Origin of the sequence: Streptomyces sp. UNOB3_S3 (genome assembly GCF_020740895.1) — a bacterium.
Taxonomy (GTDB): Bacteria; Actinomycetota; Actinomycetes; order Streptomycetales; family Streptomycetaceae; genus Streptomyces.
Map to the genome: position 1 here is coordinate 1 of NZ_JAILXP010000030.1, position 13,067 is coordinate 13,067.

The 13,067-nt window shown below is 69.1% G+C and carries 17 protein-coding genes; 2 read left to right on the plus strand and 15 right to left on the minus strand.

Going from position 1 to position 13,067, the window contains the following annotated elements:
• A partial coding sequence (locus K6I33_RS05450) for a hypothetical protein (RefSeq protein ID WP_308297059.1) occupies positions 1-961 on the plus strand: 961 nt, incomplete at its 5' end.
• Positions 962-998: 37 nt separating this feature from the next.
• Here K6I33_RS05450 and K6I33_RS05455 read toward each other — a convergent pair.
• Positions 999-1,826, minus strand: a complete 828-nt coding sequence (locus K6I33_RS05455) for a hypothetical protein (protein WP_229348549.1) — start codon at positions 1,824-1,826, stop codon at positions 999-1,001.
• 194 nt (positions 1,827-2,020) lie between these two features.
• Here K6I33_RS05455 and K6I33_RS05460 point away from each other — a divergent pair, with 194 nt between their 5' ends.
• Positions 2,021-4,096, plus strand: coding sequence for a glycosyltransferase family 4 protein (locus tag K6I33_RS05460; protein WP_229348550.1), 2,076 nt, complete (start codon positions 2,021-2,023; stop codon positions 4,094-4,096).
• A gap of 74 nt (positions 4,097-4,170) precedes the next feature.
• On the opposite strand, the gene truA is transcribed toward K6I33_RS05460, so the two are convergent.
• The 14 genes from truA to rpsE form a co-directional block, all read right to left on the minus strand.
• Complete coding sequence (gene truA / locus K6I33_RS05465; RefSeq protein WP_229348551.1) at positions 4,171-5,025, minus strand: tRNA pseudouridine(38-40) synthase TruA; 855 nt, start codon at positions 5,023-5,025, stop codon at positions 4,171-4,173.
• Between the two features lie 76 nt (positions 5,026-5,101).
• Positions 5,102-5,566, minus strand: coding sequence for a 50S ribosomal protein L17 (gene rplQ, locus K6I33_RS05470; protein ID WP_030368392.1), 465 nt, complete (start codon positions 5,564-5,566; stop codon positions 5,102-5,104).
• 171 nt (positions 5,567-5,737) lie between these two features.
• Entirely contained in the window at positions 5,738-6,760 is a 1,023-nt protein-coding gene (locus K6I33_RS05475; protein ID WP_004946635.1) for a DNA-directed RNA polymerase subunit alpha, read from the minus strand.
• 132 nt (positions 6,761-6,892) lie between these two features.
• The gene (gene rpsK, locus K6I33_RS05480) at positions 6,893-7,297 is read right to left on the minus strand and encodes a 30S ribosomal protein S11 (protein ID WP_003948617.1); all 405 of its coding nucleotides are present in this window, start codon (positions 7,295-7,297) and stop codon (positions 6,893-6,895) included.
• A 71-nt stretch (positions 7,298-7,368) separates the two neighbouring features.
• A complete protein-coding gene (rpsM, locus tag K6I33_RS05485) occupies positions 7,369-7,749 on the minus strand; it encodes a 30S ribosomal protein S13 (protein ID WP_229348552.1) in 381 nt (126 codons plus the stop codon).
• A gap of 187 nt (positions 7,750-7,936) precedes the next feature.
• A complete protein-coding gene (gene rpmJ / locus K6I33_RS05490; RefSeq protein ID WP_003956441.1) occupies positions 7,937-8,050 on the minus strand; it encodes a 50S ribosomal protein L36 in 114 nt (37 codons plus the stop codon).
• Positions 8,051-8,111: 61 nt separating this feature from the next.
• Entirely contained in the window at positions 8,112-8,333 is a 222-nt protein-coding gene (gene infA, locus K6I33_RS05495; RefSeq protein ID WP_003956442.1) for a translation initiation factor IF-1, read from the minus strand.
• A 140-nt stretch (positions 8,334-8,473) separates the two neighbouring features.
• Positions 8,474-8,635, minus strand: a complete 162-nt coding sequence (locus tag K6I33_RS05500) for a hypothetical protein (protein ID WP_374283467.1) — start codon at positions 8,633-8,635, stop codon at positions 8,474-8,476.
• 67 nt (positions 8,636-8,702) lie between these two features.
• On the minus strand, positions 8,703-9,539 hold the full coding sequence (gene map / locus K6I33_RS05505) for a type I methionyl aminopeptidase (protein WP_229348553.1): 837 nt from the start codon (positions 9,537-9,539) through the stop codon (positions 8,703-8,705).
• Positions 9,540-9,646: 107 nt separating this feature from the next.
• Positions 9,647-10,303 (minus strand): adenylate kinase, encoded by a 657-nt coding sequence (locus tag K6I33_RS05510; protein WP_229348554.1) that lies wholly within the window; start codon positions 10,301-10,303, stop codon positions 9,647-9,649.
• The gene (gene secY / locus K6I33_RS05515) at positions 10,303-11,616 is read right to left on the minus strand and encodes a preprotein translocase subunit SecY (RefSeq protein WP_229348555.1); all 1,314 of its coding nucleotides are present in this window, start codon (positions 11,614-11,616) and stop codon (positions 10,303-10,305) included. Before secY ends, K6I33_RS05510 begins: the two co-directional genes overlap by 1 nt.
• A 205-nt stretch (positions 11,617-11,821) precedes the next feature.
• A complete protein-coding gene (gene rplO / locus K6I33_RS05520; RefSeq protein ID WP_189454756.1) occupies positions 11,822-12,277 on the minus strand; it encodes a 50S ribosomal protein L15 in 456 nt (151 codons plus the stop codon).
• 1 nt (position 12,278) lies between these two features.
• Positions 12,279-12,461 carry a 50S ribosomal protein L30 gene (gene rpmD, locus K6I33_RS05525; protein ID WP_018558884.1) on the minus strand — a complete coding sequence of 61 codons (183 nt, stop codon included), beginning with the start codon at positions 12,459-12,461 and terminating at the stop codon, positions 12,279-12,281.
• On the minus strand, positions 12,461-13,063 hold the full coding sequence (gene rpsE, locus K6I33_RS05530; RefSeq protein WP_229348556.1) for a 30S ribosomal protein S5: 603 nt from the start codon (positions 13,061-13,063) through the stop codon (positions 12,461-12,463). Before rpsE ends, rpmD begins: the two co-directional genes overlap by 1 nt.
• Positions 13,064-13,067: the final 4 nt, after the last annotated feature.

Below are 13,067 nucleotides of genomic sequence, written 5' to 3' on the forward strand. Positions count from 1 at the left end.
CCCCGGCCCCCAGCCGCAGCCGCAGCCGCAGCCGTTCCAGCATCCGCATCAGGCCCCGCCGCTGCCGCCGTCCCGGCAGGCGTACCCGGCCGCCCAGCCACAGCCCTGGGCGCAGCAGCCCCCGGGCGGCACGCCCGACTGGGCCGCGCTGGCCGACACCGCCGCCCGCGGCCGCCGCCGCAAGTGGCTGCTGATCGGCGGTGGCGCCCTGGCCACGGCCGCGGTCGCCGCGATCGTCGCCACGGCCGTGGTGCTGTCCGACAAGGGCGACAAGAACCTCCCCGCCGCCGAGAAGCTGCCCAGCGCCTCGGCCGGCGCCCCCGAGCCGACGTTCTCCAAAGCCGCGACCCCGCCGCCCAACCCGCGCGAGTTCATATCCAGCCAGGAGAAGGACACGGCGCCGCTCACCGTCAAGACGCTCTTCCCGCACTCCAGGCCGTCGCTGGACAAGCGCGTCTACAAGCGGGCGGCCCAGGACACCGCCACCGACTGCGCCTCCGTCGCCCAGGGCGGGCTGGGCCAGGTCCTCGCCGACAACGGCTGCCGCCAGGTGCTGCGCTCCACCTATGTACGGGACGGGGTCGCCGTCACCGTCGGCGTCGCCGTCTTCGACACCAAGGCCGCCGCCGACAAGGCCAAGGAGCAGTCCACCGGCAATATCGCCCCCCTCACCGGGGACGACGCGGCATCCTTCTGCCAGGGCACGGCCTGCCGGCTGAGCGCCAACGCCGAGGGCCGCTACGCGTACTTCACCATCGCCGGCTTCACCAACGGCTCCGCCGTCACGCCCGACGACACCAAGGCCCTCCAGGCCGGCCGGGACGTGGCGGGCTACACCTTCCGCCGCATCATGGCCCGCGCCAACGCCCAGGCGGCCGAGGCGGCCTCGCCCAAGCCGTCCGGGAAGCCGTCCGGGAAGCCCTCGGCCAAGCCGTCGGACCCGGCCAAGAACAAGGCCTGACCCCGGGCCCGGGGCTACCGCGCCCCACCCCTGGACGTCACTCCTGGACCTCGCCGTCCCCCTCCTCGGCACCCTCGCCGCCCTCCGCCGGGTCGCTGTCCGCGGGCGGCGCGGCGGGCGGGCGCTCCGCCCGCAGCAGCCGCTCGACCTTCGCGACCTGCGCCGCCACCAGCGCCGGCGGGATCTCCACCGCCCCGGGATCGGACAGGTGCGTGGCGAAGAACATCGACAGGGTGGACCCGCTGCGCACCACCGTCACCAGACTCTGCGTCCCCTCGGCCGCGTTGACCATGCGGTACGCCAGCGCCTCCGCCCCCAGCCGGGGCGCGGGCAGCGCCGTCACCGCCTCGAACCGCTGGGGCTGCCCCTCCCCCGTGCGCATGGCGAAGCCCCCGGCGCAGTCGGAGACGGCCCGGCGCAGCTCCCGGAGCGTGACGCGCGCGCCGTCGTCCGCGTAGGCCGACACCCGGACCGTCCCCAGCAGCCCCTGGAAGCCGTGCTCCGACGAGAACTTGGAGAACGTCCGGACGAGCGAGGCCGCGGGCGCGGGCTCCTGCCGCGGACCCAGGGCCAGCACCAGCGGCCGGCAGGCGAGCCGGTCCGTGCTGGGCAGCCCGTGCCCGGCGGCGCCCTCGGAGGCCCGTTCGAGAACGAATCCGGGCACCTCACGTGCCTCCAGCGCCACGTGCTTGAGCTGATCAGCACTGAACACCTGTACGACCGAGGGCCCTTCGGCGCTCCCCGCCTCGTCCTTGCCCTCACCCGGCCTGCCCCCGCCGGCACCGGAGCAGCCGGACAGCAACAGCAGGGCCGCCAACACCCCTACGGGGGAGGCCGTCAGCTTCCGTTTACCCTTCACCCTCATCACGTCCACCCTCATGACGTCCGCCCTGCCCTCCAGTTCGCGGCGCCCGCCGAGCGGCGCCCCTCATGGCTTCTTGCGACGTGACCCAGGCCACAATGTAGGCTGCGCAGGCAACGGAAGCCCCTCCCTACGGTCTCACCGGCGGTTCGAGCCGCACAGAGCTCCGCCGGTCGGGCCGAACCCTCAAGGGCGCTATGAAGATCTCTTTCCTTTTGCAGAACGCCTATGGCATCGGCGGAACTATCCGCTCCACTTTCAATGTGGCGGGCGCCCTCGCCGCCCGGCACGACGTGGAGATCGTGTCCGTCATCCGCAGCGGCGAGAAGCCCCGGCTGACCCTCCACCCCGGGGTACGGCTGCGGAGCCTCATCGACCAGCGCCCCGACAAGGGCGCCGACCTCGACGACGCCCTCCTCGCCCAGGACAGCCAGTACATCCCGCCCGTCGAGGCCAAGGGCGCGCACTTCAGCGCGCTCACCGACCACCGGGTCGCCGAGCACCTCGCCGCGACCGACGCGGACGTCGTCATCGCCACCCGCCCCGGACTCGTCATGTACCTCGCCGAGTTCGGCCAGGACCGCTATCTGCGGATCGGCCAGGAGCACCGGATCTACGGCACCCACGAGGCCGCCATCCGCGCCTACCAGGACGCGTCCATCCCCCACCTCGACGCCCACACCACCGTCTCCGAGGCGGACGCCGTCACCCACCGGGAGCAACTCCCGGGCATCAAAACGAAGATCGTATGCATCCCCAACGGATGCCCGCCGTCCGAGGCCGAACCCGCCGACCCCGACAGCACATTGGTGGTCGCCGCCGGACGGCTCATCCCCGTCAAGCGCTACGACCTGCTGATCACCGCCTGGGCCACCGTCGCCGCCGCCCACCCCGAATGGAAGCTGCGCCTCTACGGCCGCGGCCCCGAACAGGCCAGACTCCGCGCCCAGATCGACAGGCTCGGCCTCAACGAGTCACTGACGCTCATGGGCGCCCACTCCCCCATCGAAACCGAGTGGGCCAAGGGCTCCATCGCCGCCGTGACCTCCCGCGAGGAGTCCTTCGGCATGACGATCGTCGAGGCCATGGGCTGCGGCGTCCCCGTCGTCGCCACCGACTGCCCCCACGGCCCCGGCGAGATCATCAGCGACGGCGAGGACGGCCTGCTCGTCCCCGTCGGCGACAGCGACGCCATCGCCAAGGGCCTGCTCAAACTGATCGAGGACGACGAACTCCGCCGCACCATGGGCGCCGCCGCCCGCGTCTCCGCCCGGCGCTACGCGCCCGAACGCATCGCCGACGCCTACCTGGAGCTCATCGACAGCCTCGGCGGTCCCCGCCGCGCCGCCGATGAGGTCGTCGCGAAACCGGCCCGCCCGCCGCTCGCCCGGCGCCTGCGCCGGACCGTCGGCAGGATCGTACGACCGCTGCGCCGCCGCCCGGCACCCCTGCGCGAGAAGAAGGTCCTCAAGGACATCGTCGTCCGCAAGCCGCTGCGCCCGGTCGCCTCCTGTCGCGTCAACTCCGAGGGAAATATCGTCGTTTCGGTGGACCCGAAGGGCGTCAGCGGGGACAACCTCTCCCTGACCGTCACCCGCCGCAAGGAGAACAAACCCTCCTCGGCGCCCCTGAAGCCCCCCACCGAGGCCGGCGCCCCGTGGACCGCCGTCCTCGAACGCGCCGCGCTCCGCCTGGGCGAGGGCCGCTGGGACCTCCACGTGGTCCGCGCCGACGACCGCGCCAGGCGCCGCGTGGTCGCCCATCTCCCCGAAGGCCGCCGCCTGTTGGCCCTGGACCCGCTCCCGGGATCTCCCTTCACCTGGTGGATCCCCTACTCCACCGTCGACGGCTACCTCGCGCTGCGCGCCTGGCACCGCGACGCCCACGCGGAGGCGCGCGCGCTGAGGACGACGGAGGAGGCGCTGACGGTCGAAGGCACGCTGTACGGGGCGGAGTTCGCCGGCGGGAAGCCCATGGTCGTCGGCACCCCGCGCGGTGAGACGGCAACGGAAGTGACAGCGGAAATCGAGGTCCTGGACGCCACGACCTTCAGGGCGACGCTGCCGTACAACCGCCTGCGCGCCGCCCGCGCCGGGGAGGAGGCCGCGACATGGGACCTGGCGCTACGGGTGGCCCCCGACGCGGCGCCGATCCGGATCGGCCGCCTCGTGGGGGACATCGTCGACCGCAACAAGACGGACGTCTACCCGGTGGTGGCGGGGGTGCGGCCGTATTTCACGGTGACGAGTGATCTGGCGGTGAATCTCCCCTGACGCGAACGCCGGAGGGGCCGATGTCAGCCCCTCCGGCGACATCGGCCCCTCCGGCGTTCGACGGCACACCCGCCCTAGCAGCAACCGGCCCCGGGCAGCGACCTCTTGTTCCGCGCCGCGAGATTCCGCGCGGCCAGCTCCGAGTCGGCCGGGTACCCGACCTCCTCCAGCGTCAGCCCGTGCGGCCGCACCACGTGCACCGCCGAATCCCGCACACCGGCCGCGAGCACCTGCCCCGGCCAGTCCACCCCCCGGTGCCCGTCGCCGACGAACAGCAGCGCGCCCACCAGCGACCGCACCATGTTGTGGCAGAAGGCGTCCGCCCGCACGGTCGCGGTGATGACGCCCGACGCGTCCCGCTCCCAGCTCAGCCGCTGAAGCGTACGGATGGTCGTCGCGCCTTCGCGCTTCTTGCAGTACGCGGCGAAGTCGTGCTCGCCCAGCAGCGCCTGCGACGCCGCGTTCATCTTCTCCACGTCCAACGGCCAGTCGTGCCACAGCACATGACCCCGCAGCAGCGGGTCCACCCCGCCCGGGTGGTCGACGACCCGGTACGCGTACCGGCGCCAGATCGCGGAGAACCGCGCGTTGAACCCGGCCGGGGCCTCGGCCGCGCGCCAGACCCGTACGTCGTGCGACAGCCGCCCTGCCAGCCGGCGCAGCAGTTTGTCCTCGTGCTCGGCCCAAACCTCCGCCGGAAGATCGACATGCGCGACCTGGCCCCGGGCGTGGACGCCCGAGTCCGTACGACCGGCGACCGTCAGCTCGTAGGTCTCCTTGGACCGGGTCACGGTCCGGATCGCGGCCTCGATCTCGCCCTGCACGGTGCGCTGGCCCTCGCGCTGCTTGGCCCAGCCGGAGAAGTCCTTGCCGTCGTACGACAGGTCCAGCCGCACCCGTACGAAACCGGGCTCAACCTCGTCACTCACCGAGTGTTTCCTCTCAGAATGCGGGACGGGCCCGCCCCCGGAAAGGGGCGGGCCCGTCACTGACACGTCAGACGCGTCAGGCGTCCTTCGACTCCTCGGCCGGAGCCTCGGCGGCAGCCTCGGACTCCTTGACCGCACGCTTGGTGGCGGCCTCGGCCTCGGCGACGGTCGCCTTCTTGGCGATCTCACCCTCGACCAGCTCGATCACAGCCATCGGGGCGTTGTCGCCACGACGGTTGCCGATCTTGGTGATACGGGTGTAGCCACCCGGACGCTCGGCGAAGCGCGGAGCGATCTCGGTGAAGAGCACGTGCACGATGCCCTTGTCCGTGATCGTCTGCAGCACCTGGCGACGGTTGTGGATGTCGCCCTTCTTCGCCTTGGTGATCAGGCGCTCGGCGACCGGACGCAGGCGGCGGGCCTTGGCCTCGGTCGTCGTGATGCGGCCGTGCTCGAAGAGCGACTTGGCGAGGTTCGCCAGCATCAGCTTCTCGTGCGCGGCACCGCCGCCCAGACGGGCACCCTTGGTGGGACGCGGCATGGTATTTCTCCTAGAGGTCTGCCCCGGCCGTATCAGGTACCGGAGTCAGTATCCGAGCGGGCGGTCGCCCGTCGGAGACCCCGCGCCCCCGAAGGGGCGCGGGGAGGTGTCAATCTGCGGCTGCCGCCGCGTGGGCGCGACCAGCCGAAGCCGGCCCGCAGCCGAAGACCGTCAGTACTGCTCGGTCTCCACGAAACCCGCGTCCGCGTCGTCGTCGGCGCCGAAGGCGTCGGCGGCGGCGGTCGGGTCGAATCCGGGCGGGCTGTCCTTGAGGGCCAGGCCCATGCCGGCCAGCTTCGCCTTGACCTCGTCGATCGACTTCGCACCGAAGTTGCGGATGTCGAGCAGGTCGGCCTCGGAGCGGGCGACGAGCTCACCCACGGAGTGGATGCCCTCGCGCTTGAGGCAGTTGTAGGAGCGAACGGTGAGCTCGAGCTCCTCGATCGGCAGCGCCAGGTCGGCGGCCAGGGCGGCGTCCGTCGGGGACGGGCCCATGTCGATGCCCTCGGCGTCGATGTTGAGCTCGCGGGCCAGACCGAACAGCTCGACCAGGGTCTTACCGGCGGACGCCATGGCGTCGCGCGGGCGCATGGCCTGCTTGGTCTCGACGTCGACGATCAGCTTGTCGAAGTCGGTGCGCTGCTCGACACGGGTCGCCTCGACCTTGTACGTGACCTTGAGCACCGGCGAGTAGATGGAGTCGACCGGGATACGGCCGATCTCCTGGCCCACCTGCTTGTTCTGGACGGCGGAGACGTAGCCGCGACCGCGCTCGACGGTCAGCTCCATCTCCAGCTTGCCCTTGGCGTTCAGGGTCGCCAGGACCAGGTCGGGGTTGTGCACCTCGACGCCGGCCGGCGGGGCGATGTCCGCGGCGGTGACCAGACCCGGGCCCTGCTTGCGCAGGTACATCACGACCGGCTCGTCGTGCTCCGAGGAGACGACCAGCTGCTTGATGTTCAGGATGAGGTCGGTGACGTCCTCCTTGACGCCCGGCACGGTGGTGAACTCGTGCAGGACACCGTCGATGCGGATGGACGTGACCGCCGCACCCGGGATCGAGGAGAGGAGCGTACGACGCAGGGAGTTGCCGAGGGTGTAGCCGAAGCCCGGCTCCAGCGGCTCGATCACGAACCGGGAGCGGAACTCGTCGACGACCTCTTCGGTCAGCGAGGGACGCTGAGCGATCAGCATGCGATGAATCCTTCAGTCATGGACACCCACTATTTGATGTCCTCTGGTACTGCAAGGGTACGGGCGGTGCGGCTCCCGTGAAGGGAGCCGCACCGCCCGGACACTCAGACAACCGTGCGAAACGGCGCTGCGTCAGACGCGGCGGCGCTTCGGCGGACGGCAGCCGTTGTGCGGGGTGGGGGTGACGTCCTGGATGGAGCCGACCTCGAGGCCCGTGGCCTGGAGGGAACGGATCGCGGTCTCGCGGCCGGAGCCCGGACCCTTGACGAAGACGTCAACCTTGCGCATGCCGTGCTCCTGCGCGCGGCGGGCGGCCGACTCGGCGGCCATCTGCGCGGCGAAGGGGGTGGACTTGCGCGAGCCCTTGAAGCCGACGTGGCCGGCGGAGGCCCAGGAGATCACGTTGCCCGTGGGGTCGGTGATCGAAACGATGGTGTTGTTGAACGTGCTCTTGATGTGCGCGTGGCCGTGAGCGACGTTCTTCTTTTCCTTGCGGCGCACCTTCTTGGCAGCGCCCTGACGTCCCTTGGGGGGCATGTCTTACTCCTGAATGGAGAGGGAGGTGGTCGGTCCTACAGCGAAGACCGCTGATGAGCGTCCGCTGTGGACTACTTCTTGCCCGGCTTCTTCTTACCGGCGATGGCGCGACGCGGGCCCTTGCGGGTACGAGCGTTCGTGCTGGTGCGCTGACCGTGGACCGGCAGACCGCGACGGTGACGCAGACCCTGGTAGCAGCCGATCTCGACCTTGCGGCGGATGTCGGCCTGAACCTCACGACGGAGGTCACCCTCGGTCTTGATGTTGGCGTCCACGTACTCGCGGATCTTGACCAGGTCCTCCTCGACCAGGTCGCGAACGCGGGTGTTCGGGTTGACACCGGTGGCGGCGAGGGTCTCCTTCGCCAGCGTGCGGCCGATGCCGAAGACGTAGGTGAGTGCGACCTCCACGCGCTTTTCGCGCGGGATGTCAACACCGGAAACGCGTGCCATTGAATGGCTCCTGTTTGGTGTTGGGGGTCTTCCGCAAGGTCACTCCCGGCCGCCGTACCAGGTACGTTCCGGGTCCCCGGCCCCCGCCGGAGGTGTCACCGACCCCTTGTCGGGGTTAGGTGGACTCTGCGTATGTACATGTACTGCTCGCGTCGCGCGAAGAATCTGCGGAGTGCAGGTTCTGCGATCAGCCCTGGCGCTGCTTGTGGCGCAGGTTGTCGCAGATGACCATGACCCGGCCGTGGCGGCGGATCACCTTGCACTTGTCGCAGATCTTCTTGACGCTCGGCTTGACCTTCATGGGATGTGAGGTTCTCCGGGTCAGTGCCGTCACCCCGCCGGAAGCGGGGCGCCGACAAGATCTACTTGTAGCGGTAGACGATCCGGCCACGCGTCAGGTCGTAGGGAGACAGCTCCACGACGACCCGGTCATCCGGGAGGATACGGATGTAGTGCATCCGCATCTTGCCGCTGATGTGCGCGAGGACCTTGTGACCGTTCTGGAGCTCCACCTTGAACATGGCGTTCGGCAGAGACTCGATCACGGTGCCCTCGATCTCGATGGCACCTTGCTTCTTGGCCACGCTTCGCCTTTCGAATCGGCTACCTTGATCGACTCCCCCATATGCACGCAGGCATGCGGATACACGAGAGCCGACGCATCAGTCTACGTCAGGGCAAACGAAAAGCCTAATCCAGGGTGCTTGCCCGACTGCGGAGATCCTTACGCCAGCGGGTCCGGTGCCGCCGTCACGCCGCACTCCGCCAGCTTCGCCCGGCCGCCGTCCACGGCCGTCAGGACCAGCGGGCCCTGCTCCGTCAGGGCGACGGAGTGCGCTGCTCCTCCCGACGCCGCTCTCGCGGGTTCGGCGCCGGGGCGCCTCACAAGCTTCGAGCGGCTGCGCCGGACTCCGTCCGGCGGGTCGTCGGCCGGGGCCGGAGAGGGATCACTCCTACGCCAGCGGGTCCGGTGCCGCCGTCACGCCGTACTCCGCCAGCTTCGCCCGGCCGCCGTCCACGGCCGTCAGGACCAGCGGGCCCTGCTCCGTCAGGGCGACGGAGTGCTCCCAGTGGGAGGACCAGCTCTTGTCGTCCGTGAGGACCGTCCAGTCGTCCGCCAGGACATGCGTCCGCGCCGTGCCCAGGCTCACCATGGGCTCGATCGCGACGCAGAAGCCCGGGACCAGCTTCGGGCCCTTGCCGCGCTTGCGGGAGACGTAGTTCAGCAGGTGGGGGTCCATGTGCATCTCGGAGCCGATGCCGTGCCCGCCGTAGTCCTCGATGATCCCGTACTTCCCGGAGGCCGGACGGGGCTGGCGGCGGATGTAGCCCTCGATCGCCCGGGAGATGTCCACGAGCCGGTTGCCGTTCCGCACGGCCGCGATACCGGCCCACATGGACTCCTCGGTCACCCGGGAGAGCTCGATCAGCTCCGGGGCGTGACCGGTGCCCACGAAGGCCGTGAAGGCCGCGTCACCGTGCCAGCCGTCCACGATCGCGCCGGCGTCGATGGAGATGATGTCGCCGTCCTTCAGGACGGTCTTCTCGTCCGGGATGCCGTGGACGACGACCTCGTTCACCGAGGTGCAGATCGTGGCGGGGAAGCCGCCGTAACCGAGGAAGTTCGACTTGGCGCCGTGATCGGCGATCACCTTGCGGGCGACCTCGTCCAGGTCCTTGGTCGTGGCGCCGGGCACCGCGGCCTCCCGGGTGGCCGCGTGGATGGCGGCGACGACCAGCCCCGCCTCGCGCATCTTCGCGATCTGCTCGGGGGTCTTGATCTCGACCATGACGACGCCTTCCTGGCTGTTCCATCGAAACACTGCATCGAAATACTGCTCGGACAAACACTACGGCCGCGACACCCCGAGGGGCATCGCGGCCGTGGCGAGAAGACTCAGGCCTCCCGGGACGGGAGGGCCTCCATCGCGCGCTGGGTGACCTCGGCGACCTTGCCGAGGGCCGAGATCGTCACCACCAGGCCCTGGGCCTTGTAGTAGTCGATGATCGGCTCGGTCTCGCTGTGGTAGACCTCGAGGCGCTTGCGGACCGTGTCCTCGGAGTCGTCCTCACGCTGGTACAGCTCGCCGCCGCAGACGTCGCAGACGCCCTCCGCGGCCGGCGGGTTGTAGATCACGTGGAAGATGTGGCTGCTGTCCTTGCGGCACATCCGGCGGCCGGCGATGCGCTTGACCACCTCGTCCTCCGGGACCTCCAGGTCCAGGACGGCGTCGAGCTTCAGCCCGTCCGCCTTGAGGATGGTGTCCAGCGCCTCCGCCTGGGCGAGGTTGCGCGGGAAGCCGTCCAGCAGGAAGCCCTCGGCGGCGTCCTCCTGCTCCATGCGGTCCTTGGCCATCCCGATGGTGACCTCGTCCGGCACGAGCTGGCCGGCGCGCATGTACTCCTGGGCCTTCTGGCCGAGCGGCGTGCCCTGGCTGATGTTCGCCCGGAAGAGGTCGCCCGTGGAAATGTGCGGGATCGCGAGATTCTTGGCGAGGTACGCGGCCTGCGTACCCTTGCCGGCGCCGGGCGGCCCGACGAGGACGATTCGCATCAGCGGAGGAACCCTTCGTAGTTGCGCTGCTGAAGCTGGCTCTCGATCTGCTTCACAGTCTCCAGACCGACACCCACGATGATCAGGATGCTGGTTCCACCGAACGGGAAGTTCTGGTTTGCGTTCAGTGTGACCAGTGCCACGGTGGGCACCAGCGCGATCAGACCCAGGTACAGCGACCCCGGCCACGTGATGCGGTTCAGCACGTAGCTCAGGTACTCCGCGGTGGGACGGCCAGCCCGGATCCCCGGGATGAAACCACCATACTTCTTCATATTGTCGGCAACTTCTTCGGGGTTGAAGGAGATGGCGACGTAGAAGAAGGCGAAGAACACGATCAGCAGGAAGTAGGTGACCATGTAAATCGGGTGGTCACCCTTGACCAGGTTGGCCTGCACCCACTGCGCCCAGTCCGCCTTGGAGCCGGTGAACTGCACCAGCAGCGCCGGGATGTAGAGCAGCGACGAGGCGAAGATGACGGGAATCACACCCGCCTGGTTCACCTTCAGCGGGATGTAAGTGGACGTACCGCCGTAGGAACGGCGGCCGATCATGCGCTTCGCGTACTGGACCGGAATGCGGCGCTGAGCCTGCTCGACGAAGACCACGAGCGCGACCATCGCGAGACCGCAGAGGATCACCAGGCTGAACTCCAGCCAGCCGCCCAGCAGCTTGCCCTGCATCTTGATGGCCCACAGCGCGCCCGGGAAGCCGGCGGCGATGGACGTGAACATCAGGATGGACATGCCGTTGCCGATGCCGCGGTCGGTGATCAGCTCACCGAGCCACATGATCAGCGCGGTACCGGCGGTCATGGTGATGACCATGACGACCGTGGTGAAGATCGACTGGTTGGGAACGATCTGGTTGCCGACGGTGCAGTTGCCGAAGAGCGCACCGCTGCGGGCCGTGGCCACAAGACCGGTGCCCTGGAGCACGGCGAGCGCGACGGTCAGATAACGCGTGTACTGCGTGATCTTGGTCTGCCCGGACTGGCCCTCCTTCTTGAGGGCTTCGAGTCGCGGAATGACCACGGTGAGCAGTTGGAGGATGATACTGGCCGTGATGTACGGCATGATCCCGAGCGCGAAGATCGTGATCTGCAGCAGCGCACCACCGCTGAACATGTTCACGAGGCCGAAAAGGCCCTGCCCACTCTTGGCCTGGTCCATACACGTCTGGACATTCCGGTAGTCGACACCCGGTACGGGGATGTGTGCCCCGAGCCGGAAGAGGACCATGATGCCCAGCGTGAAGAGCAGCTTCTTGCGCAGGTCGGGCGTCTTGAACGCCCGGGCGAACGCGGTGAGCACGGTGCCTCCTGCGCCTCTCACGTGGCTGCGTGAGAGGTGACGGTCTTGAGGTTCGACGAATACGTAGAGTCAGTCAAAATCCGCGCGGGCAGAGTCCGCGCGGAAGCTAACAGTGCACGCCACCTTACCGGCGACCATGCCCCCCTTGGAACGACCAACCGGGGATGCCCCTATTGGGACATCCCCGGTTGTCAGATCAACGAACTCAGATGAGCTCGGTGACGGTGCCGCCGGCGGCGGCGATCTTCTCCTGGGCGGAGGCGGAGACGGCGTCGACCGTCACCTGCAGCGCCACGGAGATCTCGCCCTGGCCAAGGACCTTGACGAGCTCGTTCTTGCGAACAGCGCCCTTGGCGACCAGGTCGGCCACCGTGACCTCGCCACCCTGCGGGTAGAGCGCGGCCAGCTTGTCCAGGTTCACGACCTGGAACTGCTTGTGGGCGGGGTTCTTGAAGCCCTTCAGCTTCGGGAGGCGCATGTGGAGGGGCATCTGCCCACCCTCGAAGCGCTCCGGAACCTGGTAACGGGCCTTCGTACCCTTGGTACCGCGACCAGCCGTCTTACCCTTCGACGCCTCACCACGACCGACACGGGTCTTGGCGGTCTTGGCGCCCGGGGCGGGACGGAGGTTGTGGACCTTCAGCGGGTTCTGCTCCGCCATGTCAGTCGACCTCCTCGACCGTCACGAGGTGGCGGACGGTGTGCACCATGCCGCGGATCTCGGGGCGGTCCTCCTTGACAACCACGTCGTTCAGGCGCTTGAGCCCGAGCGAACGCAGGGTGTCGCGGTGGTTCTGCTTGCTGCCGATGTAGGACTTGACCTGCGTGACCTTGAGGCGAGCCATTACGCACCCGCCCCTGCACGCGCCCGCAGCAGAGCGGCGGGGGCGACGTCCTCGAGCGGCAGACCACGACGGGCGGCGATCTCCTCGGGACGGGACAGTCCCTTGAGGGCCTCCACCGTGGCGTGCACGATGTTGATCGGGTTCGAAGAACCGAGCGACTTCGACAGGATGTCGTGGATGCCGGCGCACTCGAGCACCGCGCGCACCGGACCACCGGCGATAACACCGGTACCCGGGGAGGCGGGCTTGAGCAGGACGACACCGGCCGCCTTCTCGCCCTGGATCGGGTGCGGAATGGTGCCCGCGATACGGGGGATCCGGAAGAAGTTCTTCTTGGCCTCTTCCACGCCCTTGGCGATGGCAGCCGGAACTTCCTTGGCCTTGCCGTAACCGACACCCACGGTGCCCTCACCGTCGCCCACCACGACCAGCGCGGTGAAGCTGAAGCGGCGACCACCCTTGACAACCTTGGCGACGCGGTTGATCGCGACTACGCGCTCAACGTACGCGGTCTTCTCGGCGGCAGCGCCACCGTCACGGCCCTTCCGGTCCCGCCGCTCGCCGCCACCGGCACCGCTTCCGCGGCGCTGGGGTCCAGCCATTGGA

Excerpts from the sequence above, each read along its gene's own strand:
- map (WP_229348553.1), bottom strand. The coding sequence starts at position 9,539 with ATGGTCGAGATCAAGACCCCCGAGCAGATCGCGAAGATGCGCGAGGCG.
- rpsM (WP_229348552.1), bottom strand. The coding sequence starts at position 7,749 with ATGGCACGCGTTTCCGGTGTTGACATCCCGCGCGAAAAGCGCGTGGAG.
- rpmD (WP_018558884.1), bottom strand. The coding sequence starts at position 12,461 with ATGGCTCGCCTCAAGGTCACGCAGGTCAAGTCCTACATCGGCAGCAAG.
- K6I33_RS05475 (WP_004946635.1), bottom strand. The coding sequence starts at position 6,760 with ATGCTGATCGCTCAGCGTCCCTCGCTGACCGAAGAGGTCGTCGACGAG.
- rpsK (WP_003948617.1), bottom strand. The coding sequence starts at position 7,297 with ATGCCCCCCAAGGGACGTCAGGGCGCTGCCAAGAAGGTGCGCCGCAAG.
- K6I33_RS05455 (WP_229348549.1), bottom strand. The coding sequence starts at position 1,826 with ATGAGGGTGAAGGGTAAACGGAAGCTGACGGCCTCCCCCGTAGGGGTG.
- rplQ (WP_030368392.1), bottom strand. The coding sequence starts at position 5,566 with ATGCCGCGTCCCACCAAGGGTGCCCGTCTGGGCGGCGGTGCCGCGCAC.
- K6I33_RS05460 (WP_229348550.1), top strand. The coding sequence starts at position 2,021 with ATGAAGATCTCTTTCCTTTTGCAGAACGCCTATGGCATCGGCGGAACT.
- rpmJ (WP_003956441.1), bottom strand. The coding sequence starts at position 8,050 with ATGAAGGTCAAGCCGAGCGTCAAGAAGATCTGCGACAAGTGCAAGGTG.
- K6I33_RS05510 (WP_229348554.1), bottom strand. The coding sequence starts at position 10,303 with ATGCGAATCGTCCTCGTCGGGCCGCCCGGCGCCGGCAAGGGTACGCAG.
- rplO (WP_189454756.1), bottom strand. The coding sequence starts at position 12,277 with ATGGCGGAGCAGAACCCGCTGAAGGTCCACAACCTCCGTCCCGCCCCG.
- rpsE (WP_229348556.1), bottom strand. The coding sequence starts at position 13,063 with ATGGCTGGACCCCAGCGCCGCGGAAGCGGTGCCGGTGGCGGCGAGCGG.